General features: G+C 45.4%; 21 protein-coding genes. 13 read left to right on the forward strand and 8 right to left on the reverse strand.

The window, feature by feature from the left end:
* Positions 1-61: 61 nt before the first annotated feature.
* The 5 genes from ung to H8S64_RS00195 all read left to right on the forward strand — a co-directional run bounded on the left by ung (position 62) and on the right by H8S64_RS00195 (position 5357).
* Entirely contained in the window at positions 62-730 is a 669-nt protein-coding gene (gene ung / locus H8S64_RS00175; RefSeq protein WP_099290853.1) for a uracil-DNA glycosylase, read from the forward strand.
* A 202-nt stretch (positions 731-932) separates the two neighbouring features.
* Complete coding sequence (locus H8S64_RS00180) at positions 933-1928, forward strand: class II fructose-bisphosphate aldolase (RefSeq protein ID WP_099290854.1); 996 nt, start codon at positions 933-935, stop codon at positions 1926-1928.
* A gap of 82 nt (positions 1929-2010) precedes the next feature.
* On the forward strand, positions 2011-3819 hold the full coding sequence (typA, locus tag H8S64_RS00185; RefSeq protein WP_186974516.1) for a translational GTPase TypA: 1809 nt from the start codon (positions 2011-2013) through the stop codon (positions 3817-3819).
* A gap of 128 nt (positions 3820-3947) precedes the next feature.
* Entirely contained in the window at positions 3948-4997 is a 1050-nt protein-coding gene (locus tag H8S64_RS00190; protein WP_186974517.1) for a winged helix DNA-binding domain-containing protein, read from the forward strand.
* Positions 4998-5078: 81 nt separating this feature from the next.
* Positions 5079-5357: a hypothetical protein gene (locus H8S64_RS00195; protein ID WP_186974518.1), complete on the forward strand. Its 279-nt coding sequence runs from the start codon at positions 5079-5081 to the stop codon at positions 5355-5357.
* On the opposite strand, the gene H8S64_RS00200 is transcribed toward H8S64_RS00195, so the two are convergent.
* Positions 5352-8156 (reverse strand): GAF domain-containing sensor histidine kinase, encoded by a 2805-nt coding sequence (locus tag H8S64_RS00200; protein ID WP_255469362.1) that lies wholly within the window; start codon positions 8154-8156, stop codon positions 5352-5354. The genes H8S64_RS00195 and H8S64_RS00200 overlap by 6 nt on opposite strands.
* On the reverse strand, positions 8153-8680 hold the full coding sequence (gene cobC / locus H8S64_RS00205; protein ID WP_186974519.1) for an alpha-ribazole phosphatase: 528 nt from the start codon (positions 8678-8680) through the stop codon (positions 8153-8155). The genes H8S64_RS00200 and cobC overlap by 4 nt, the downstream gene beginning before the upstream one ends.
* Before the next feature lie 105 nt (positions 8681-8785).
* On the opposite strand from cobC, the gene H8S64_RS00210 reads away from it, so the two are divergent.
* A complete protein-coding gene (locus H8S64_RS00210; protein ID WP_186974520.1) occupies positions 8786-10195 on the forward strand; it encodes a WG repeat-containing protein in 1410 nt (469 codons plus the stop codon).
* A 75-nt stretch (positions 10196-10270) separates the two neighbouring features.
* Here H8S64_RS00210 and cobS read toward each other — a convergent pair whose 3' ends face one another.
* From cobS to H8S64_RS00230, 4 genes are all read right to left on the reverse strand, one after another.
* Positions 10271-11032, reverse strand: a complete 762-nt coding sequence (gene cobS, locus H8S64_RS00215) for an adenosylcobinamide-GDP ribazoletransferase (RefSeq protein ID WP_186974521.1) — start codon at positions 11030-11032, stop codon at positions 10271-10273.
* 119 nt (positions 11033-11151) lie between these two features.
* The gene (gene cobT, locus H8S64_RS00220; protein WP_186974522.1) at positions 11152-12192 is read right to left on the reverse strand and encodes a nicotinate-nucleotide--dimethylbenzimidazole phosphoribosyltransferase; all 1041 of its coding nucleotides are present in this window, start codon (positions 12190-12192) and stop codon (positions 11152-11154) included.
* 73 nt (positions 12193-12265) lie between these two features.
* Positions 12266-12778 carry a bifunctional adenosylcobinamide kinase/adenosylcobinamide-phosphate guanylyltransferase gene (locus tag H8S64_RS00225; protein ID WP_186974966.1) on the reverse strand — a complete coding sequence of 171 codons (513 nt, stop codon included), beginning with the start codon at positions 12776-12778 and terminating at the stop codon, positions 12266-12268.
* A 65-nt stretch (positions 12779-12843) separates the two neighbouring features.
* A complete protein-coding gene (locus tag H8S64_RS00230; protein ID WP_222621121.1) occupies positions 12844-13233 on the reverse strand; it encodes a ribosomal maturation YjgA family protein in 390 nt (129 codons plus the stop codon).
* A gap of 147 nt (positions 13234-13380) precedes the next feature.
* Here H8S64_RS00230 and H8S64_RS00235 point away from each other — a divergent pair, with 147 nt between their 5' ends.
* From H8S64_RS00235 to cbiB, 6 genes are all read left to right on the forward strand, one after another.
* The gene (locus tag H8S64_RS00235; RefSeq protein WP_186974523.1) at positions 13381-13875 is read left to right on the forward strand and encodes a GNAT family N-acetyltransferase; all 495 of its coding nucleotides are present in this window, start codon (positions 13381-13383) and stop codon (positions 13873-13875) included.
* 202 nt (positions 13876-14077) lie between these two features.
* Positions 14078-14599, forward strand: a complete 522-nt coding sequence (locus H8S64_RS00240; RefSeq protein ID WP_186974968.1) for a histidine phosphatase family protein — start codon at positions 14078-14080, stop codon at positions 14597-14599.
* Positions 14600-14658: 59 nt separating this feature from the next.
* Positions 14659-15228 (forward strand): cob(I)yrinic acid a,c-diamide adenosyltransferase, encoded by a 570-nt coding sequence (locus tag H8S64_RS00245; protein WP_186974524.1) that lies wholly within the window; start codon positions 14659-14661, stop codon positions 15226-15228.
* 123 nt (positions 15229-15351) lie between these two features.
* Positions 15352-16827: a cobyric acid synthase gene (locus tag H8S64_RS00250; protein ID WP_186974525.1), complete on the forward strand. Its 1476-nt coding sequence runs from the start codon at positions 15352-15354 to the stop codon at positions 16825-16827.
* Positions 16828-16829: 2 nt separating this feature from the next.
* On the forward strand, positions 16830-17840 hold the full coding sequence (locus H8S64_RS00255) for a pyridoxal phosphate-dependent aminotransferase (protein WP_186974526.1): 1011 nt from the start codon (positions 16830-16832) through the stop codon (positions 17838-17840).
* Positions 17837-18793 carry an adenosylcobinamide-phosphate synthase CbiB gene (cbiB, locus tag H8S64_RS00260; protein WP_186974527.1) on the forward strand — a complete coding sequence of 319 codons (957 nt, stop codon included), beginning with the start codon at positions 17837-17839 and terminating at the stop codon, positions 18791-18793. Before H8S64_RS00255 ends, cbiB begins: the two co-directional genes overlap by 4 nt.
* 110 nt (positions 18794-18903) lie before the next feature.
* Here cbiB and H8S64_RS00265 read toward each other — a convergent pair whose 3' ends face one another.
* Together H8S64_RS00265 and H8S64_RS00270 are read right to left on the reverse strand one after the other, a co-directional pair.
* Entirely contained in the window at positions 18904-19386 is a 483-nt protein-coding gene (locus H8S64_RS00265; RefSeq protein ID WP_186974528.1) for a ferritin, read from the reverse strand.
* Between the two features lie 101 nt (positions 19387-19487).
* Positions 19488-20807 carry a cobyrinic acid a,c-diamide synthase CobB gene (locus tag H8S64_RS00270; RefSeq protein ID WP_186974969.1) on the reverse strand — a complete coding sequence of 440 codons (1320 nt, stop codon included), beginning with the start codon at positions 20805-20807 and terminating at the stop codon, positions 19488-19490.
* A 212-nt stretch (positions 20808-21019) separates the two neighbouring features.
* On the opposite strand from H8S64_RS00270, the gene H8S64_RS00275 reads away from it, so the two are divergent.
* The gene (locus tag H8S64_RS00275) at positions 21020-23029 is read left to right on the forward strand and encodes an LruC domain-containing protein (RefSeq protein ID WP_186974529.1); all 2010 of its coding nucleotides are present in this window, start codon (positions 21020-21022) and stop codon (positions 23027-23029) included.
* Positions 23030-23031 lie beyond the last annotated feature (2 nt).

Here is a 23031-nt window from a genome sequence, read left to right on the forward strand (position 1 = left end):
CGTTCGCCTCATGCGATAGAAATCTAAAATCTTAAATCATTAAATCTAAAATTGAATTGTTATGGTTGACGTGAAAATCGAGCCCTCTTGGAAGGAATTATTAAAAGATGAATTTGAAAAGCCTTATTTTTCAGAATTGATTCGATTCGTGAAACAAGAATATAGCACCACGAAAATATACCCTCCCGGCAAACTCATTTTTAACGCTTTCGACCACTGTCCTGCCGACCGGACAAAGGTTGTCATTCTAGGACAAGATCCTTATCATGGGCCCGGACAGGCACACGGGCTTTGTTTTTCCGTACCCGAGGGAATCGAGCAACCACCCTCTTTGCAAAATATCTTCAAAGAGATACAAAACGACTTGGGTACCCCTATTCCTACCTCGGGAAATCTGGAACGCTGGGCAGAACAAGGAGTACTCCTGCTCAACGCCACGTTGACCGTGAGGGCACATCAAGCCGGCTCGCACCAGAACAAAGGTTGGGAAACATTCACGGACGCCGTTATCAGAGTCATCGCGGAGCGCAAAGACAATCTGGTGTTTTTCCTCTGGGGCTCATACGCGCAACGTAAAGGTGCTTTCATCGACACGAACCGTCATCTGGTATTAAAATCCGTCCACCCTTCTCCCTTATCGGCAAACCGGGGCGGTTGGTTCGGTAACCACCAATTCAGCCGGGCGAATGATTATTTGAAGTCACACGGGCTGCAAGAAATAGAGTGGTAAACCACTCTATTTTTTTGTCCGTGTGACTTCAACCTACGACTCTGCAACTTGTAACTTGCAGAGCCGTAGGCTCAACCCGCAACTTGAAAATTCAAAGAATTTTCAATCTCCGCAAACGTTTGAAATTTTTCTCTCATTTCCTTGTGAAAGTCTGTTTTTAATATATAACTTTGATGCACGAAATATAAACAACATATCAGCTATGGTTAATTACAAAGACTTAGGACTGGTTAATTCCAGAGAAATGTTCAAGAAAGCAATGGAAGGCAAATACGCTATCCCGGCTTTCAATTTCAATAACATGGAGCAAATGCAGGCTATCATCGGTGCTTGCGTGGAAACGAAATCACCTGTTATCTTACAAGTATCAAGCGGTGCGCGTAAATACGCCAATCAAACGCTTCTACGCTACATGGCACAAGGAGCGGTAGAATACGCTAAAGAATTAGGATGTAATATCCCCATCTGTCTTCACCTTGACCATGGCGATACATACGAATTGTGCGTTTCCTGTATCGAGATGGGTTTCTCGTCCGTGATGATTGACGGTTCAGCCCTCCCGTATGAAGAAAACGTGGCACTCACCAAAAAAGTAGTAGAGTACGCTCATAAATATGACGTTACCGTGGAAGGAGAGCTCGGGGTATTGGCAGGAATCGAGGACGACGTGGTTGCCGCCGCGAGCGTGTACACCAGCCCGGACTTAGTGGAAGATTTCGTGAAGAAAACGGGTGTTGACTCGTTAGCTATTTCCATCGGTACCTCTCACGGGGCGAATAAATTCAAACCGGAACAATGTACCCGCAATGCTGACGGTATATTAGTACCCCCTCCATTACGTTTTGACATACTGGAAGAAATCGAAAGAAGAATCCCCGGATTCCCCATCGTTCTTCACGGTTCATCATCCGTTCCGCAAGATCAAGTTGCCAAAATCAACAAATACGGCGGTGCATTGAAAGACGCGGTAGGTATCCCGGAAGAACAATTACGTAAAGCAGCCACTTCCGCTGTCTGCAAAATCAATATCGACTCGGATGGTCGTCTTGCCATGACCGCAGCCGTTCGCGAAGTGTTCGCCAACAAACCGGCAGAGTTCGATCCCCGCAAATATTTGGGACCGGCAAGAGATGCTTTAAAAGAATTATACAAGCACAAAACCATTAACGTTTTGGGAAGTGCCAACAGGGTAGAATAAAAAAAGGGGCTCAATGAGCCCCTTTTCTATGAAAAAAACACTACCTTTGCGCCCTATTTGGATTTAATACCATAGGAGCAAAATGCAGAAAATTAGAAACATCGCGATTATCGCACACGTTGACCACGGAAAAACAACTTTGGTTGACAAGATGATCTTTCAAGGAAACCTTTTCAGAGAAAAAGAAAACACGGGAGATTTAATCCTTGACAACAATGACTTAGAAAGAGAGAGAGGAATTACCATTCTGGCAAAGAACGTTTCAGTTCATTACAAAGATTACAAGATAAATATTATTGATACCCCCGGACATGCCGACTTTGGTGGAGAAGTGGAGCGGGTATTAAATATGGCTGACGGAGTTTTATTGTTAGTTGATGCTTTCGAGGGAACGATGCCGCAAACACGCTTCGTACTTCAAAAAGCTCTCGCGTTAGGTAAAAAACCGATTGTAGTTGTAAACAAAGTTGACAAAACAAATTGCCGCCCGGACTTCGTGTACGAGCAAGTGTTCGACTTGATGTTCTCGTTGGATGCCACCGAAGAACAATTGGATTTCACGGTTGTTTACGGTAGCGCGAAACAAGGTTGGATGTCCACGGATTGGCGCAAACCGACAACAGACATTACTTCATTGCTGGACGCTATCATCAAAGATATTCCCGCCCCGAAAGTACAGGAAGGGACACCCCAAATGTTAATCACTTCTTTGGAGTATTCTTCATACGTGGGACGGATTGCCATCGGTAAATTAACCCGGGGCACGTTGAAATCCGGTATGCCCGTCACGCTTTGCAAAAGAGACGGCGTCACCAAAATAAAAACCCGTATTAAAGATCTGATGACCTTCGAAGGTATGGGCAAACAGAAAGTAGAAGAAGTTGAATGTGGAGAAATTTGTGCACTCGTGGGAATCGAAGGTTTTGAGATCGGAGACACCATCGCGGACTTCGAGAACCCGGAAGCTCTTGCTCCCATCGCCATTGACGAACCGACCATGAGTATGTTGTTCACGATCAATGACTCGCCATTCTTCGGACGGGACGGAAAATTCGTGACTTCCCGCCATATCAAAGACCGTTTAGACCGGGAATTGGAAAAAAACCTTGCTTTACGGATTGAGCCGGGGCAATCAGCCGATTCATTTATTGTATTCGGGCGAGGCGTCCTTCATTTGAGCGTATTGATCGAAACCATGCGCCGCGAAGGTTATGAATTACAAGTCGGACAACCGAAAGTAATCATCAAAGAAATCAACGGCGTGAAATGTGAACCCGTGGAAGAATTAACCATCGACCTCCCGGAAGAGGTTTCCGGCAAGGCCATCGAGATGGTCAACCGCCGCAAAGGAACTATGACAAACATGGAGCACCGTGACGAACGGGTACACTTGACTTTTGATATCCCTTCCAGAGGCATCATCGGTTTAAGAAGTAACTTGCTGACCGCTACCGCGGGAGAAGCTGTCATGGCACATCGTCTGAAAGGTTTCGAGCCCTACGCCGGAGATATCGAGATGCGCATCAACGGGTCGCTGATTGCCATGGAAACAGGAGATTCATTTGCCTACGCGATCAACAAATTGCAGGATAGAGGTAAATTCTTCATTACCCCGGGCGACGAAGTATATGCCGGACAAGTAATCGGCGAAAGTTCACGTCAAGACGATATTGTTATCAACGTCTGCAAATCCAAGAAATTAACGAATATGCGTGCCAGCGGTTCGGACGAGAAAACGAACATCGCTCCCCCGATATTATTCAGCTTGGAAGAAGCACTGGAATATATCAAAGAAGACGAATACGTGGAAGTCACCCCTAAAGCCATGCGCCTTCGCAAGATTTACTTGGACGAAAACGAACGTAAAAGAAGAAGTAAAACGATAGAATAAGTTCATAAGGTTCATAAGGTTTATAAAGTTTATAAAGTATATAAGTTTTTTCAGTAAGATGCTTGTGGCGGTAAAGACTTTATGAACTTTATGAACTTTATAAACCTTATAACTTAACAAACCCACATATGTTGACAAACATCCGTCTGCAATGCCAACAATTGACAAATTCACGATTCGAAACACCGAAAGAACTCGTGACATGGATGGGTGCGATACAAGCTCAAAACTACCCGATGGTAAAACGGGCTATCGGAATAAGACTAAAATCAGGTTCTTTATCTGTCGTTGAAGAGGCTCTACAAAAAGGAGAAATCATCCGTACCCATGTCATGCGTCCCACGTGGCACATTGTCGCGGCAGAAGATTTACGCTGGATGCTGAAACTATGCAAACAACGTAATATAGCAGCATTCAAGTCATGGTGTAGCCAAATAAATATTGGCGAGAAAGAATATCAAAAATGTAAACAGGACATAGAGAAAATTCTTGAAGGCAAGAGTCTAACCAAGGAAGAACTGGAGAAAACTCTTGTGCAAATGAGCCATAGCGGAGATCCCATATTCTTGAAATATTGTTTGAACCGCTCAGAATCGGAAGGTATCATTTGCAGCGGCATTGACAGGAAACAAAAACCGACTTACGCTCTCTTGGAAGAACGCATTCCCCCCGTAAAAGAGCTACACAAAGAAGAAGCTCTGGCTAAATTAGCTACTTATTATTTCAGAAGCCATTCTCCTGCCAGCCTAGAAGATTTCACTTGGTGGTCCGGTTTGCTCATCTCGGAAGCCAAACAAGCGATAGAAACCATCAAATCGGAGTTGCACGTGGAAAAATACGGCTCTTTCGAGTTACACGTGCATGAATCCTGCTCTAACGCACCTTCCACGCGACCACAACTTCATCTCTTGCCTTCCTATGACGAATACCTCATCAGCTATAAAGAGCGAGGCACAGTGATAGACCCCGTTCACCACCCGAAAGCATTCTCTAACAATGGCATATTCTATCCCGTCATCTTGTATAACGGCAGAATTGTCGGGAATTGGAAAAAGATTGCTCAAAGAAGCCAGATAAAAATAGAAACCACTTTCTTTGAACGTCAACCGAAAATCGAAAAAGCATTGCTTGAGGATGCAATTGAAAGATACCGAGAATTCTACAACACACGGGAATAAGTGCAATTTCACGTGATTGATATCTAAAATTAATTTCATACCTTTACAAAAATATAATTACACGCACTAAACCACAAGGCCATGAAAACAGAAAAGGAATCTTCCGATAATGACATCATTGCTTCCACGGAAAAGAAGCTGCGGAATGTACGCACGTGTCTGTATATATTGATCTTGGCCGCAATCGCTAAATTTGCCATGACGGACTTCTACGAGTCCAGTTTCCGCACGTGGCTCAACGTCGCAATACTATTTCTAATCGTTTTCCTTGTACTTGCCGTCGAGAAAGGATTGCGCAAAAAACTCCGTGCAGAAAAAAAGAAAGCAAAGAACAACGCATACGAACACACCTCTCTATAATCTCGGCACGGTAAACCAGAACGTGGAACCTCGTCCCTCTTCCGATTTTACACCAATCTGCCCTTTCCATTTCTCCACGATAGTGGAACATATTGAAAGTCCCAGTCCCGTACCTTGTTTGAAAGAATCCAATTTCACGAAACGCTGAAAGATAGACTCCTGTTTCTCCCGCGGTATTCCGGTACCTGTATCCTCGACAAAGAAATACACGTCATTCTCCCGGACTTCATACCCGAAATAAATATGTCCTTTCGCGGTAAATTTCAAGGCATTATTCAAATAATTACATATCACTTGACTCAACCGGTTTTTATCTACAAACAAAAACTGCAATCCGGTATGTTTACTCACAAACTCAACATTCACATTTTCCCTGACTTTCATCTTATACAATGCCTCGATGCCCGACAAAAGTAACTCCAAATCCACTTTCTCCGGGACAAAATCCAACACTCCGGCTTCAATTTTCGACAGATCGAGAATATCGTTTATCAACTGCAACAATAAATCCGTGTTCGTCCGTATCAACTTGATATACTCGTCCCTCTCCTCTTTTTCCACCTCCTCGTCCGTGGTAAGCAACTCGGAAAAACCGACGATAGCATTCAAGGGAGTCCGTATCTCGTGCGACATATTGGCAATAAAAGCAGATTTCAAACGGTCGGACTCTTCGGCCTTCGCTCTCGCCTCCACCAGTACCGTGTTATCAATCCAAACCATCATATACCCGAGAGTATTATCAACCTCATCTTTCAGTTCTTTCACGTGAACCGTGAAATAACAGGAAGAAACCCGACGGGAATAAATCCCGTACGCCTCTTTCCATGCCTTGGGAGAGAACACGTAATCCATTACCAGTTGTCCCGTTCCGTCCAGCACTTTCCAACGCTCATCGGAAAGGAAACGAAGAGAATAGAGAGATAGTCCCAACAAATCTTTTTTGTTCATGATTCCCGTCGCCTCGAGGAAACACTCGTTCACTTCCTGCAAAACCCCTTTAGTGTCAAAAAGGCATATCGCCAAGGAGGTATTGCGATAAAGATAACCGAAACGCAATTCACTCTCTTTTTGAAGTATTTCCGAACGATAATGGGACATGCCGATACACAAAACATGCGACAACGTGCTGAGATACAATTTATCCTGTTCCGTCCACACCTTCTTTTCCCGCACGAAATCAACACCCACGAATCCCCATGTACGATTGTTCGAATGTAAAGGAGCCACGAGAATAGACTGAATACCCTGATTCGCCAATATCTGCCATTCCTCCTCCGGTATGCTTCCGCGGGTAGCCTCTAAATCATCCACGGCAAGCAACTCATTCTGCCATACCATGGAATAAAAATTTCCCGAGTTTGCCAAAAGTATATGTTGCAAGTATTCTTTTTGAGGTTCAATACCTTCCGCCACAATCTCGTACGTGTTGTCACAATATTGCCCGGAACGGTCCAGTTCGAATATATACGCCCGATCTGCATTATACTCTTCCAACATCCGCAACAACATTTGATTCACCGCTTCCGCTTCGGTTTTCTCCTGTAAAAAAGTTTCCAGTGTCTCTGAAACATGAAGCTGGTTCTCCAAAGAACTCTTCAAACTCTCGCTTAACTTCTGTTGCCACTTCAAATAGTTCTTTGTCCGGTAAAAATAGAAACCGATCATTACCACCAAGACAAAAACCAACGAACCGATCAACGCATTTAGCAGTACTCTCCTGTTCTCTTCCCAGAAAGAAAGAGGAACGTTGAAATAAGTCACCGGTTCTCCCACGACTGCCGGGTCCAAGTTATACTTCACGACCAAACTCTTGTTCAGATGCGCCCCGAAATCATCACTGGCATTGTGTAACGGTATATTTTCCGGTTCAACCCCATGCAACAGTTCGACAGCAATTCCGGCTAACCGTTGCCCGTAATTCATGGACGAATAATAATAACCACCTATAAAATCGTCGCCTTTCCCGCCCCAATCGGAAAGAGAAAACACAGGCTGCCCCACCAGCGCAAGAATGTTGTCGTTCATTCTCTCGAAATCATTCGTCTGTCCGGTAACATCCTGCAACCATGACGCGTACACGATACCCGTGTGTTCCGGTAATTGCCGTAAACGCCGCAACAAAGAATCCGTCGTGAGGAAACGACCGTCCAACGGTATATAATTCAATTCCGGATGCTCTCCCGGGATAAACTTCTGGGCAAGTAAAGAGGCAAATATCCCGTAAAAACAATTATCCCCGATAAGGGCAACATTCTTCGTATCCGGGAACAATCGTTTCATCATATGTATCGTCTTATTCACCCCCACGCGCTCCGTCAATCCTGTCGCGTTATACCGCTTGCACAAATCGGCCGTTGCCACGAAATCATTCGCGGACAAATGTTGTTTGTCACAGTAACGGTCAAAATCCATTCCCCAATCCTTGACCCCGCCAAGCAGTACTTTTACATCCCCCCATTCCCCGGAATAGGCTTTCCGGTAAGCCATCCAAGCCCCGTCGGCTATCAGTACGACAATTTTAGGAGGACGGGAAGCATGATTCCGAATAATCATCCTCATCCTCTCCAACCATATTTCAGAGGAAGAAAACCTGTCGCAATTCAGATACTCGCTATACACTTTAACCCTTCCTTCCACTCTTCCCACCTCGTCACGAAAAGTATTCTCTATCATCTTCGGCCAAGGATAGCGACTACTATACGAACTAATCAATAGAATATATTCATCCTCTTTTTCTTTCTGTTCACCAAAAAGATTCACCGTGAATAACAGGCATAAAACAATAACAATATTTCTCATATTGTAATCTTGATTTGAGATCCGTAATCCACATCATCCGTGAAAGCTTGATTAAAATTGTACTTCCCGGCATAAATCAATGCCGCCCGGATTGTTCCCCCGTGAGTGAACACGCAGACACTCCGGCTCTTCGTTTCTTTCAAATCATCCATGAAACTTGAAACCCGGTTGTATTGTTGTAAAAAACTTTCAGCCCCTCCCGCCGGCATACTTAACCAATCGTCATACCACTCCTGCAACCGGGGATCCTGAATCTCGTCCCAACGCTGTCCTTCCCAACTCCCGAAATTCAATTCTCTCAATCGCTCGTCCAACAGCATATTCTCGTACCCGCAATAAAGAGCCAGTTTACGACACCTTTGCAAAGGACTCGAATAAATAGCGTCAAACTCATGCTTTAATAATGCCTGCCGTACACGCTCCGCCTCTTCTTCAAACGAAGAAGCCACATCCACATCCGTATTCCCGTAACACATGCCCGGCACGACATTTACTTTCGTATGTCTTACCAAAATTACTTCCATAATACAATCTTTCACTTTGTAAAAATCGTCTTTTTTTTCCTATCCTGCTAGAATTTTGCCAATTAATTTATATTTTTGATTCGATTAGAAGTAAATCTAACTACAATGAAAAGTTCTATTTTATTTATACTAAGCGTTTGTTACATAGTAATTGTATGTTCATGCCAAAATAATTACAACTTCACGGGATACGCCCACCAGCTTGCCAACGGTAAATGGGGATTCATCAACGAGAAGGGGGAAGAAATCATTTCCTACAAATATGACCACGCTCTTGACTTCCAAGAAGGTTTGGCGGCTGTCAAAATGGGCAGCAAATACGGGTACATCAATATGTCCGGCGATATCGTTATCCCGTTGAAATACGATGCCGCAGAATCTTTCCAAAACAACGTGGCAAAAGTCTATTTCAACCGCTGCCAAGGAATTATCACGACTACCGGCGAAGAAATTATTCCCTGCCTGTATGATGAAATCGAATTTCCGGGAGAAGACACGATTATCAAAGCGAAAAAACTGAATAAATACGGCTATATCACCCTTACCGATCAAACCGTTATTCCCTTCCTGTACGACGACATCGAAGAGTTCGATTCTACAGGTATCGCTCTCGCGAAACGGGAACAAAAATTCGGGTTCATCAACAAAAAAGGGAAAGAAATCCTTCCTTGCCAATACGATAAAATCCGTAAATTCGGTCCGATTCTATACCTCACGACACAAGATTCCCTTCATGGACTTCTCGATATAGACAGGAAAGAAATTCTTCCCTGCCAATATACCTCCCTCACGCTATGCGACGGGAGAGTGAACCTATTCAAGGGCAAACTGATACGCGTGGAACGGGACAATAAATTCGGGCTTATGAGCGGGGACGGCAGGGAACTGACCGAATGTAAATATGACCGGATAGAAGACTTCCAGAATTACGAAACCGCTCCCGTCAAACGAAACGGGAAATACGGATACATGAATCGTTCCGGAAGAGAAATCGTCCCTGCCGAGTACGAGGACATTCAAGATTTCGGGAACGGACTATTTCGCGTGAAAAAAAGTCAAAAATACGGGCTTATCGATAGTTCGGGCAACGAATTACTTTCTTGTATTTACGAATCCATCGGGAAATTGGGAGGTAACCTGTACCGCATGTCTCAAAACAAACACTTCGGGATGGTCAACATCAGGGGAGAAGTCATGCTTCCATGTAAATACAAAGACATCTATTGGCTAAGTCTGAACCTCGGACGCCTGCTCGTCATGGATGACGAATTCATGGTCGGCTTACGAAATAGCGAAGGCAAAGAACTTATTCCTTGCAAGTACACCTATATCGGAGAATTTACCCCCGAGGGATACGCTATTGTCAGGCATCAAAACACAGAGGGCTATATCAACACGGACGGAAAAGAGATTGTTCCCTGCAAGTACAAAACCGTCTACCCAATCGGAGAAGACGGCACCTTGCAAGTTCAACAAACAGACGGACACATTATCCGAATCAAAATAGAGGACTAAATATCAATCCTTAAACTTGATCTTCAAGAATTGAAGACCTTATTATTCGGCGAGTTGTACAATACATGAGAAAATCTAAAACAAAAATTGATAGCGACACCAGATCACGAGTACTCCCAAGTAAAATACCTGTTCGATAATCAAGACGGAGGCCCCGCAACAATCGCCGGTATAGCCTCCTATCTTTGCCTTAAAGAAGAAGCGTAGAGCAACAGCCGCCAATATAGCGGGAACCACTGCCCAACAGAATGACGCGTCTTTTAGAAAAAAGAAGGGAATCATCGTGATAGCCCCCACGAGAACGAAAATAAGTATTCGTACCTTACTGTAAATCACCTTTGTTTTACTCTCTTCTTCCTTGCGGACATAAGATAACGTGTTTATCATTACCGCTGTACACAATTTGGAAAAACAATCAGCGGCTATCACGATAGGAAAAATCATCGCGGGGTCGAAACTCGATAATAAAGCATAATACAACATGAAATAAAGCACCAAACCTATGGTCCCGTAACACCCGATATGGGAATCTTTCATGATTGCCAGAATCTTCTCTTTAGAAGTTCCTCCCCCAAAGCCGTCAAAGAAATCTGCCAATCCGTCCTCGTGCAAAGCCCCGGTCAATAATATTCTGGCTATAATCGCCAACACACAAGCCACTCCCAACGGCAACACTTGTGCCGCCAACCACAGCACACCGCCGGTTGTCGCCCCCGTCAAAAATCCCACCAACGGCCAGAACTTAATCACATCCGCGAAATAGCGTTTATCCACGTTTACCAATCTCCATAATGGTAAACGCGTAAACATCATCACTGCCGCCAAAAGAGAACGCATAGTAATTTATGATTTTAGATTTATGATTTATGATTCCAGCCGCACGAACCAACGCTTATTCTGTGATTTCAAATTCCGTGATTCACTCTCATTTTCAATTTTCAACTTTCAATTTTCAATTATTTAAAGTACTTCGTCACCGCCGCGGACTTAAAAGAAGCCATTTCGTTTATCATGTTCACGGCTGAAACCAGTAAAGGATAAGCACAGATTGCCCCGGTTCCCTCCCCCAAGCGTAAACCAAGATTCAACAGAGGTTCCGCCTTCAGGTAATCCAGCACAAGTTTATGCCCGCACTCGTCGCCCTGATGCCCGTAGATACAATAATCCGTCAATGCCGGATACAAAGCCCGTCCCGCCAACACGCAATTCGTCATGATAAAACCGTCCACGATAATAATCATCCCCAATTCGGCAGCCCGAAGCATTCCTCCCACGGCAGCCAGCATCTCGAATCCGCCGAAATAACGAAGAATATCTTTAGCAGAACCGTCACCCTTGTAATTCTCCATGCAGCGACGCAAGACATTGTACTTGTGTTCCACACCTTCACGTGACAACCCGCTACCCGCTCCCACGCAATCCGATAAAGGAATCCCCGTCAAGTAAGTCATCCACAGGGAAGAAGTTGAAGTATTCGCGATTCCCATCTCCCCGAAACTCACCACATTCGTCCCCTCGGCATACACCATATCCACGATCTCCGCGCCAATCTCTATTGCCCGGTCAAACTCCTCTTCAGTCATGGCTGCCTCGTGCAAATAATTCGAAGTGATCTTCCGAATCTTCCGGTCAATCAATCCTTCCATAGGTCCGAAATCACAGTTCACCCCACAATCCACCAACTTAATCCCGAAACCGTGTTGACGGGCAAACATATTCACCCCGGCGCCCCCTTTGATGAAATTGGATATCATCTGTGCCGTCACCTCGGGAGCGGAAAAACTAACCCCTTCCGTCACGATACCATGATCTGCGGCAAAAATAATATTCTGTGGTTTTCTCAACTCCGGGGAAAGAGTTTGCTGTATCAAACCGATTTGAGCCGCAACCTTCTCCAACAATCCCAACGACCCTTTCGGTTTCGTCAAATTATTTATCTTATCAATCAAATCAGGCAAAATCGCCTTATCCGTTTCTTTTATAACAAAACTTCTCATACAATTAAAAATTGAAAATTGAAAATTGAAAATGCACGCGCACTTCCGATATTCAATTCGGATTATATTTTATTTACTTCACTCTCATGGCAATACCGGACACCATCAACACCACCTCATCGGCTGCACGACCGATATACTGGTTCACCCATCCCTGCAAATCCGTGAAACGGCGCTGCACGGGATCGACAGCTATTCCCCCCATTCCGATCTCGTTGGTCACGAATATAAACGTCGCCTCTTGCCGGGTAAACCGGTCGAACTCTTCTTTTATCTCTTCCAATGATTTATCCACGTCCGAATCATTATCAAAAAAGAAATTCGTGCTCCACAAAGTCACACAATCAATGACAACCACCCTCCCCCGCACGTCACATTTACTTATAAACTTCTCTTCTTCCAGATTCGTCCATTGTGCTCCCCGGTCTTGTTGATGACGCTTTACCCGCTCTTTAAATTCCTCGTCCCACACCCTTGAAGTAGCCAGATAAACCGGGTTATCAGACAAATGTAACGCTAATTCTTGCGCGTACCTGCTTTTCCCGGAACGCTGTCCGCCCGTAACCAATATTAGTTTTCTTTTCATCATAGCGACAAATTTCTCTGTTTTTTCAAGAAATTCAAAACATTATTCCGGAAAATATAAAACATTTATTTTCGCCCCCATCCCGGCAAGGAATCCACCCAAAATCCAAGAGTCACTCCCACCGTATAGCACGCGATATCACTCCACAGGAAACCGAAACCCAAAACCAACCCTCCCAACGTCGTCGCCCGGATAGAGTCTATCCAAGGTGCATGATATAACTGACTAACCTCTATCAAGTAAGAAAAGCTCAACGCAACACCAAAAGACGCACTTTTTTTCAAACTCACGAACAACAACCGGCAACCGAAATACACCATCATCGCCCAAAGCACATCCCCGACATACATTCTCACGAAGTCGATCGAGCAGATACTCGTCTTCCGGGAAAGCAATCCCAACACAACAATCCCCAATGTCAATAATAAATATCTTAACCGCACACTTTTCTCCATATTACATCTTTTCATTTCCTTCCGGGAAACACCGAAAGACTTAACAAGACAACAAATCTCTCTATTTTTTCAAGAAAAGCAAAGTATTACCCCGAAAAATATACAATATTTTCTATAACTTTGACCAAACCAATATCCTGAATCACAATGAACATCACATTTGAAAAACTAGGAAATACACACCAGAAAGAGGTTATGGACATCTTCAATTACTACGTTGAAAACAGTTTCGCGGCCTTTTCCGAAACCCGATTGCCGGACATCTTCTTTGAAAAAATAATGGAGAAAATACAAGACTATCCCGCCTACGCCATAAAAGATTCAGACACGGGAGCCATCGCGGGGTTCTGCTATTTAAGTGCTTATCACCCGTTCCCCACGTTCAAACACACGGCACAAATCAGTTATTTTATCCTCCCCCATTACACGCATGCCGGGGCAGGCAAAATGAGTCTGGATATACTGGAAACCGACGCGAAAAAACGGGGTATCCGGACAATCCTCGCCGACATTTCATCCAAGAATCCTCAAAGCATATCGTTTCACGAGAAATACGGGTTTAAACGTTGCGCGCAACTTGAAAAAGTGGGACATAAATTCGGGGAAGACTTCGACGTCATTATCATGCAGAAAGAACTGTAATCCTTGGGTTATCCCACGGTAATCCTACCTCATGGTGCTTACACCCCACATTTCACCCGCTTACACCTCCACCGGAAAAGGGCAAAATAACGGTGCAACAAGAGAGTTGTAAGCGTGTAAAGGTAGTATTACAGTAGAATCACCCCGGGAATACCGTGAGAAATGAAATTGTTTACTATTTTTGTATCGTGGATAATAAAAAATAGTGATGATTGAACTTATACTCTCCCGACATGGGGAAACACTGGAAAATCAACAACATATCCTGCAAGGACAACTTCCCGGCACACTCTCCCCTTTGGGCAAAGCGCAAGCGGAGAATCTGGCGGAAGACTTAAAGGATGAACAACTTGACGCTGTCGTGTGCAGTGATTTGGCACGAAGCTATGATACCGCACTCGCCGTGGCAAAACATCACGGACTAACACCCTTGCAAACTCCCTTATTACGGGAAATGGATTGGGGGGTATATACCGGGAAGCAATTGGACGATGTCGATTGGCTACATCTTCCCCCCAGCGTGGAATCCGTCGAGGCTCTCTTTCAACGTGCCATCGACTTTATCCATTACCTGCAAGAGAACTTCCCGAATCAACGCATCGTCGCCATCGGTCACGGGGCATTCAACCGGGCTATCATCGCATACCTTGAAGGGAAACGCCCTATCGACATGATAGACCTCCCTATCATGGAAAACACAACCCGGGTTTATTATAAAATATAAACAATAATCGAGAATTGGAAATCCCATTTTCAATTTTCAACTTTCAATTTTCAATTATTATGAGGATATACACGAAAGGAGGAGATAAAGGAACCACCGGAATACACGGGGGTAGCCGGGTAGATAAAGATGACATCCGCATCGAGGCAAACGGAACGCTCGACGAACTGAATGCGTCGCTAGGTGTCATCCGGGCTCTTTTGAACGAAGAGGACGAACGCCAAGAAGTATTAGCATACCTTCAACGCTCGTTAATGATTGTCATGTCACAAGTGGCAACCCCTTCCGCTATCCGGGCACAGAACCCGAACAAACTCCCGGAGGCTCTGGATACATTTTGCGAGCAACAAATTGACCGGATGAATAACGAGCTGCAACACCCCTCTACACATTTCGTGCTACCGGGCGGAACCATGATTTCAGCCCAATGCCACGTGGCACGCACCATCGCCCGGAGAGCCGAAAGACGTTTATGGACACTAAACCGTACAGACGAAGTCCCCCCCCTCATCCTCCGCTTCATGAATCGCCTGTCCGATTTACTTTTCACCATGGCACGCTGGGATATGGATAAAGAAGGCTCGGAAGAGGAAAAATGGAAAGCTTTTCTTTACAAGAAAAAGAAATAATTTACGATTTATGAATTACGATTTACGATTGAAAGAGCGTTGGTTAGTGGATGGGAATCATCTAATCTTAAATCATAAATCAAGAAATCAATAGGTCTAAAATTTAAAATCTAAAATTAACACATGTTTCTTCGCTCTATCATGTTTGTCGGTACCTGCTCGGACGCGGGAAAAAGCATCATCAACACGGCATTTTGCCGTATATTCAAACAGGACGGTTATCATCCCGCCCCCTTCAAGGCACAAAACATGTCCTTGAACTCTTTCTCCACCCCCGACGGGTTGGAAATAGGACGAGCCCAAGCCGTACAGGCGGAAGCGTGCAGTATAGCCCCGGAAAGCGACATGAATCCCGTGCTACTGAAACCCACGAATGACCAGAACTCGCAAGTGGTAGTAAACGGGAAGCCCGTCGGCAACATGTCCGCGAAAGCATACTTCATGTCCGACAACAAAGCCGGATTATTCAACGAAGCCTATGCCGCTTACGAGCGTTTGCGTGCCCGGTACAACCCGATAGTACTGGAAGGAGCCGGCAGCATATCCGAATTAAATCTCCGGGAGCGGGATATCACCAACATGCGCATGGCACTGCGCACCGATGCCGCCACCTATTTGGTCGCAGATATCGACCGGGGCGGCGTCTTCGGTTCCGTCTACGGTTCCATCGCCCTACTGTCGGAAGAAGAAAAACGCCAAATGAAAGGAATCATCATCAACAAGTTCCGGGGGGACAGCTCCCTTTTCGACGAAGGACGCCGCTTACTGCACGAATTGACAGGCATACCCGTTGTTGGGGTCATCCCTTACTTCCGGGATATCTATATCGAGGAGGAAGACTCCGTTTCCTTGGAAACCAAACACGCAAAAGCGGAAAGCGGGAAAATCAACGTCGCTATCGTACTGTTGAAAAGGATGTCCAACTTCACGGATTTCAACGTGCTGGAAAGAGATGAGCGATTCCACGCTTATTACACGAACAACACCGACGAAATCCGTAAAGCCGATATCATCATCCTGCCCGGCACCAAAAACACGATATCGGATTTACAAAATATCCGGGCAAACGGCATCGCCGAGGCAATCATTCGTGCCCACAAAGACGGGAAAAAAGTAATCGGCATCTGCGGCGGCTACCAAATGCTGGGCGCCCTCATCGAGGACCCCGACCAGATTGAAGGCGACATACCCGCCATACCGGGCTTGGGTATCCTTCCACTCGTCACGGTCATGGAACCGGAGAAAGTCACACGACAACGCCAATTCAACTTCCGCGATTACCCGGAAACTTGCCAAGGGTACGAAATCCACATGGGACGCACCCTCCTGCTCGACGGGGCAACCGCCTCGCCTCTCAATCGGCTACCCGACGGACAGGCGGACGGCTACCTGCTCAGCGACAAATGCTGGGGCACCTACCTCCACGGCATTTTGGACAACAACATCGTACTGAATGACTTGGCGACAGGTCTAACCCAAGCCTCGCCGAAAACATTCGACTACGCCGAGTTTAAGGAACAACAATATGACAAACTAGCCCGGCACGTGCGAGCATGTGTTGACATGGACTATATATACTCCACACTTAAAACCAAATAACAATGCTAAACGGACATGGTGACGACCTGTTCCAGACAGGAACAAATATTAAAGCCAATTTCTCCACGAATGTATGGTACGACGCGGACGCGGACATCATCCGCTCCGTCCTCAAGACACAAATCGACACGATATTCCATTACCCGGAACCCGCTGCCGAATCCTTTGTAAACGAAGTGGCAAACAGCCACAACCTGACACCGCGCAACGTGATTGCCGGAAACGGTGCTACCGAGCTGTTTTACCTCATCGCCCACGCTTTCGAGGGGGCGAAAACGATACTACCGGTACCTTCCTTCAGCGAATATGAAGACGCTTGTACATTATACAAACACCAACTCTCATTCATCCCTTTGGAAAACTTCCAACCCATCGCGGGAGATTTGATGTTTATCTGTAACCCGAACAACCCGAACGGGTACATCTGGACGCAAGAACAAATAGAATACATCCTGCAACAATTCCCGGACATGACGCTTGTCGTGGATGAATCGTTCATCAACTTCGCCCCGACAGCAGAAACCTGCGAACCGCTATTGTCCCGCTACCCGAATCTATTGATAATACATTCCATGACCAAGAATTTCGCCATCCCCGGCTTACGCTTGGGCTACATGCTGGGAAATGAAGCCTTGATAGAACGCGTCCGGGCTTTCAAATCCCCGTGGAGCGTCAATTCGCTGGCTATCGAGGTCGGTAAATTCTTACTTAAAAACGGGAAATACCTACTCCCCGACACGAGCCGACTGATGAAACGAAAACAGCAATTGGTCAACCAACTCGACAACCTCCCCGGTTTCATCCCGTTGAATTCAGGTACTTCATTCTTCCTCGTGCACACGAAATTCGACACGAGGCAACTGAAACAACATCTCATCGAACAACACGGGATTCTAATCCGGGACGCCTCCAACTTCCGCGGATTGGATGAACACTACTTCCGGATAAACACCCTCTCCGAAGAGAAAAACCAAATGCTCGTGAACGCGCTAAAAAATTTAGAATTAAAATGAATTCATTTTCAATTTTCAATTTTCAATTTTCAATTATAATCGTTCCCCTCGTCATCGGGTACCTGCTCGACTTACTTTTCGGCGATCCGAGAAAGTTGCCCCATCCCATCGTGGCTTTCGGGAATATCATCGCTTGGTGCGAACGACATTTAAACAAAGGGAACCACCGGAAAACCAAAGGTTGTTTCATCGCTATCGGGTTGCCTCTCGCCACACTCTGCACGGGGGGAGTGCTCGCGTGGGGTTCTTGGCTCATTCATCCCGCCGTCTATTACATCGTTGCCTCCGTTTTCGTCTTCTACGGTCTGGCAAACCATAGCCTTATTCAAGAAGGCGGGGAAGTGATTCGCACGCTCGAAACGCAAGGATTGGAAGCCGGAAGAAAACGCCTTTCATGGATAGTGGGACGCGACACCAGTCAATTGCCCCCGAAAAAGATATACACTGCTGTACTGGAAACGATGGCGGAGAACCTCAGCGACGGAGTCGTCGCACCGCTATTCTTCTACGCCTTGGGCGGCTTTCCCGCCATGATGATGTACAAAATGGTAAACACCCTCGATTCCATGCTCGGGTACAAAGATGCCCGTTACAAGGACTTCGGCTGCTGTTCCGCACATCTCGACGACATTTTGAATTACATCCCCGCCCGATTGACAGCTCTCCTGATGGCCTTATCCGGCTATCGAAAAGGCATTTTCAGCTTCATTCGAAAATACGCCCGGCAACACGCCAGTCCCAATTCCGGCTACCCCGAATCGGCGATGGCAGGCATCTTGAATTGCCGCTTCGGCGGACCCAACATCTACCACGGTATCCTCGTCGAAAAACCCTATATCGGCAGCAACGACCGGGAACTATCCGGCAGGGATTACAAACGAGCCGCCCGCGTCAATCAAACCGTGTGCCTCGTTACCGTCTTACTGATTTGCACTATTTATTCCATCATATAAAGATGGTGTGTCGCAACACACCATCGCAGACTTTAAGAGCCGAAGGCTCAACTTTACGAACTTTATAAACTTTATGAACCGGAGGTGTGTTCCGACACACCTCCATTAATTTATTTCCGTCCCCCCAACTTATCGTCCATATACACAAGATTGTGCCCGTCCAATTTCCGAAGACGCTCCACGATTGTTTGCGCGGTATCTTCCTCCTCCACTTGTTCGTTCACGAATCCATTGATAAAATTCTGGGCGGCTTTATCACCTTCCTTGATAGCGACATCCAACAAATCATCAATCAATTTAGAAACATGGCACTCGTGTTCATAGACATGCTCGAACACCTCCAACGGCGTCCCCCATGCCACGGGTACCACGTCGATTTGCCCAATCTCGATATTTCCACCGCGTTTAATCACGAAATCAATCATCTCGTAAGCGTGCTCCAACTCCTCTTTAGACTGTGCTTTCATCCATGATGCCATCCCGGGATACCCACTCTGGGCGAAATACACGGACATTGACAAATACAAGTTAGAAGACCACATCTCGGCATTCACCTGAGCGTTAAACGCTTTCACTAAATTCTCTTTCATCATATCTCTTTTATTTAAAGTTTATTCTATTCTCCGAATAAAGCTGAACAAAACATATGCCACGCGATGCCCTCTGTCAAAAATACCCGCCACGGGACAAATTGTCATTCCGAATCCCGTAACGCCATATTCAACAATCGTTCCATCCCGCACTCCCCCCAGTAAAAATGGACGTAACTCGCTATTACATTTTTGTAACGGTAAACAGGTGTATCCACCCTTCCCCCTTTAGCATTGTACACTTCTCCCACGCGAACCACCTCTTCCGTCCCCGGTTTCACGCGGGAATAATGAAACTCATGCCCCCGAATCGCCTTACCGTTCAAGACCACTTCCCGGTACCCCAGCTTCAACTTCATGGGTTCCATGGTCGCTTCCCGACTCAAAACCCCAACCATGGGATAAGCGACACCATCCGTTCCGGCAATAGATTCACACAAATACATCATTCCCCCACACTCCGCCAACACACGCCCTCCCGCCTCGCAATAAGCACGAAGAGCCTGTTTCATCTCTTCATTTCCGCTTAATTCGGCAAGAAACAACTCGGGATACCCGCCCGGCAAATAAATCAAATCGGCTTCCGGCAACACGGTATCATGCAACGGGCTAAAAAACACGACCTCCCCCTCTCGCTCCAAAGCCCCGATATTCTCCCGGTACATGAAATTAAAAGCCTCATCCCGCGCGACCGCAATCTTCATCTCTCCCCGTTCCGCGTCCCCGTTCACTCCACATGCCGGGAAATCCGTCGTACAAATCTCCAACAACCGCTCCACGTTCACGGTTTTAGCTATCACCTCCGCCACCCGATTGGCAAACTCGTCAAAACAGCAACTCCCGTCAATCGACAATCCCAAATGACGGGAAGGAATCACAATCCCTTCATCCTTGGGGATATACCCCAGAGCTTCAATCCCGACATCCTCGCAAGCACCCCGCAGGTAAGCGTAATGCGACTCCGACGCCACGAAATTAAAGATAGCCCCGACAACACGAATCCCCGGGTAAAAATGCTTGAACCCATGTAACACGGGCGCCACGGAATAAGCCGTCGACTTGGCGTTCAACACCAGCACCACGGGAATCCCCAGCAACCCGGCAATCTCGGCACTACTTCCCCTCATCTTGTCATACCCGTCAAACAATCCCATGACTCCCTCCGTCACGCAGGCATCAGCCCCCGTCCCGTAACGGGAATAGATTTGCCGCACGTGTCCCGCCGAAGCCATAAAAGTATCCAGATTGACAGCCTCCTCCCCGGCAGCCATCGCGTGATGTTTCGTGTCAATATAATCCGGACCACATTTGAACGGCTGCACTTTCATTCCCTTGTTCCTCAACAATCGCAATAATCCCAACGTGAAAGTCGTCTTCCCACTACCGGAAGTCGCCGCACCAATCAATACTTGAGGTTTACGCATAATCATCCATCATTTGTTTATCGCAAAGATACAACACCCGAAGAATAAAAAATAAATACGAAACAAAATAATAGCGTAAACACAGTACTCAAATCCCATAAAAAGGATTCACCGTTCTCACTATATATTAAATCTGTTTAAATTATAGCTATATAGATACACTTTAGTGTTTTTATATATAACTTTGCATAAACATTAAAAGCCAAAAGAGGATGAAAATCAACAAGAGCGTGTATGTGCTTTACCTATTTATTGGTGCACTAGTATTTGGGGGATGTAAAAAAGACGTTTATGACCCCAATAAAGACGAGTCGAAAAGTAATAATTCTGACTATTTGACTCGTGCAGAAAAATCACTGGATATCGATTATGGAATAAAAGGCTACAAAGCCGTATTCGAAATCTATACAGAAAACCCTATCGTTACTGAAAATGGCGTAAGCAAGAAAAAGGAAGGGGTAAACGCACCATTCAAAGTTTACACGAACGACGATTGTCAATACACGGGTTCTATCAGTTTACCCACGGCAACAGATAAAGTTTATCTTTATTCCGAATACATCGGTTTACCTGAATGCGTGGAATTGGAAGTCGGCGAGAGCGGCATCCGGTTCAATATGAAAGAATATAGAGAACAACAACAGTCCTCTGGAGCCAAAGCAGCAACCACTCTTGCTAAAAACGTATCACTTTCCCGTGCGGGAGGAGATAATCCATATAATATTTCTGCCCCTCTCGGCACATGGAGTAATGGTGATTATTTTCAAAAAAATGGAATACCGAACTATTTGTTGAAAGAATATGATATTCCGGAAGGATTATTGAATCGAATCCAAAATACATTAGAAGGAATCGATAATTTTAAATACGTGAGATCTTCTGACGTTGTAAACATCAAAGTAATAGAAAATGCCAGCATAAAACTTATTTTCTTGGACGGGAAGGGAGAGTATCGTAATGCAATGGGGTATTACTATTATAACTCAAAAAAAGAACTAACTGCAGAAGAATTTAACGCTTTACCCAAATATTTAGCTTTTCCAAGTTGTACTGAATACAGCCGTCCCGGAGGAACTTTATGGGGAGGTGATAGAATCAAACTGATGTATTATGGTGAAGACGGGAAAAGTGAAGGAAGTGAAACATTCCCGCAAGGAACAACTATCGGCTGGTTCTTACTTGCAAACGGATTTGAGGACTATGGTTACAATTGTAAGGTTAATTACAACCCGAAGAAAGGCACTTGGTTCTCGAATGACGAATTTAATGAAGGAAAGATAAAAAGTTGCATAAGCATATATGACAAGGAAAGCAAAAAAACGATTCTTGGCATTGAAGACGGAGGTGATAAAGATTACAAAGATATTCTCTTCTACGTGGAGGCAACTCCGGACGAGGCTATCTATGATCCCAATAAACCGACCACCGACCCCGAAGTGCCTTTCGACCCCGAAACAAGTGGTGAAACCGTCGGTACATTAGCATTCGAGGACTTGTGGCCTAATAAAGGGGATTACGATATGAACGACGTGGTAATCACCTACAAGAGAAGTTACACCTTTGACAAAGACAATAACATCCTTGAAATCCAAAACTCTTTTACCCCTTACCATGAAGGGGGTAAAATCCAAAGTGCATTCGGGTACCAGATTGACCTACCCCAAACATACGTGGACGAGGTAAAAATGACAAACAACAATACCTCTTCAGCCCAGCTTGATGCCAAAGGAATGGAAAAAGAGCAAGATAAAGCAACATTTATCCTCTTCGATGATTTGGGACAAGCCAAGAATAACGGAGAAATCACGTTGACAATCAAACTCGCTGCGTCAGCAGGAGTAAAAGTGGATGATATTCAGAAGAATAAATTCTACAATCCATTTATTTGCGTCAGTAGAAGCAAAACAGGAAACCCCGTAACCTCACTTCCCCGACGGGAAATACATCTCACAAATTACCCGCCGACCAAACTAGCGGACATTACAAATGATTTCGGACGATATGATGACCGGAGTGGTATTGACAAAGAAGGAAATGCTATTGGTCCTAAATATTATGTGGGTGATGAAACAAATCCCTACCCGTTCGCCATCGACCTTCCCATCACGGACTATGTAGTTCCGGATGAATCCGTGAAAATAAACATATTCTATCCCGATTTCTTAAATTGGGTCAAAGAACCTACAAAATACGGGGATTGGTATAAAAATCCAAAGAAATAAAA

The organism is Butyricimonas hominis, from assembly GCF_014287455.1.
In the GTDB taxonomy this organism is placed as follows: Bacteria; Bacteroidota; Bacteroidia; order Bacteroidales; family Marinifilaceae; genus Butyricimonas; species Butyricimonas muris.

Bases quoted from the DNA above. Each gene is read 5' to 3' on its own strand.
- ung (WP_099290853.1), top strand. From the start codon at position 62: ATGGTTGACGTGAAAATCGAGCCCTCTTGGAAGGAATTATTAAAAGAT.
- H8S64_RS00180 (WP_099290854.1), top strand. From the start codon at position 933: ATGGTTAATTACAAAGACTTAGGACTGGTTAATTCCAGAGAAATGTTC.
- typA (WP_186974516.1), top strand. From the start codon at position 2,011: ATGCAGAAAATTAGAAACATCGCGATTATCGCACACGTTGACCACGGA.
- H8S64_RS00190 (WP_186974517.1), top strand. From the start codon at position 3,948: ATGTTGACAAACATCCGTCTGCAATGCCAACAATTGACAAATTCACGA.
- H8S64_RS00195 (WP_186974518.1), top strand. From the start codon at position 5,079: ATGAAAACAGAAAAGGAATCTTCCGATAATGACATCATTGCTTCCACG.
- H8S64_RS00200 (WP_255469362.1), bottom strand. From the start codon at position 8,156: ATGAGAAATATTGTTATTGTTTTATGCCTGTTATTCACGGTGAATCTT.
- cobC (WP_186974519.1), bottom strand. From the start codon at position 8,680: ATGGAAGTAATTTTGGTAAGACATACGAAAGTAAATGTCGTGCCGGGC.
- H8S64_RS00210 (WP_186974520.1), top strand. From the start codon at position 8,786: ATGAAAAGTTCTATTTTATTTATACTAAGCGTTTGTTACATAGTAATT.
- cobS (WP_186974521.1), bottom strand. From the start codon at position 11,032: ATGCGTTCTCTTTTGGCGGCAGTGATGATGTTTACGCGTTTACCATTA.
- cobT (WP_186974522.1), bottom strand. From the start codon at position 12,192: ATGAGAAGTTTTGTTATAAAAGAAACGGATAAGGCGATTTTGCCTGAT.
- H8S64_RS00225 (WP_186974966.1), bottom strand. From the start codon at position 12,778: ATGAAAAGAAAACTAATATTGGTTACGGGCGGACAGCGTTCCGGGAAA.
- H8S64_RS00230 (WP_222621121.1), bottom strand. From the start codon at position 13,233: ATGGAGAAAAGTGTGCGGTTAAGATATTTATTATTGACATTGGGGATT.
- H8S64_RS00235 (WP_186974523.1), top strand. From the start codon at position 13,381: ATGAACATCACATTTGAAAAACTAGGAAATACACACCAGAAAGAGGTT.
- H8S64_RS00245 (WP_186974524.1), top strand. From the start codon at position 14,659: ATGAGGATATACACGAAAGGAGGAGATAAAGGAACCACCGGAATACAC.
- H8S64_RS00250 (WP_186974525.1), top strand. From the start codon at position 15,352: ATGTTTCTTCGCTCTATCATGTTTGTCGGTACCTGCTCGGACGCGGGA.
- H8S64_RS00255 (WP_186974526.1), top strand. From the start codon at position 16,830: ATGCTAAACGGACATGGTGACGACCTGTTCCAGACAGGAACAAATATT.
- cbiB (WP_186974527.1), top strand. From the start codon at position 17,837: ATGAATTCATTTTCAATTTTCAATTTTCAATTTTCAATTATAATCGTT.
- H8S64_RS00265 (WP_186974528.1), bottom strand. From the start codon at position 19,386: ATGATGAAAGAGAATTTAGTGAAAGCGTTTAACGCTCAGGTGAATGCC.
- H8S64_RS00270 (WP_186974969.1), bottom strand. From the start codon at position 20,807: ATGCGTAAACCTCAAGTATTGATTGGTGCGGCGACTTCCGGTAGTGGG.
- H8S64_RS00275 (WP_186974529.1), top strand. From the start codon at position 21,020: ATGAAAATCAACAAGAGCGTGTATGTGCTTTACCTATTTATTGGTGCA.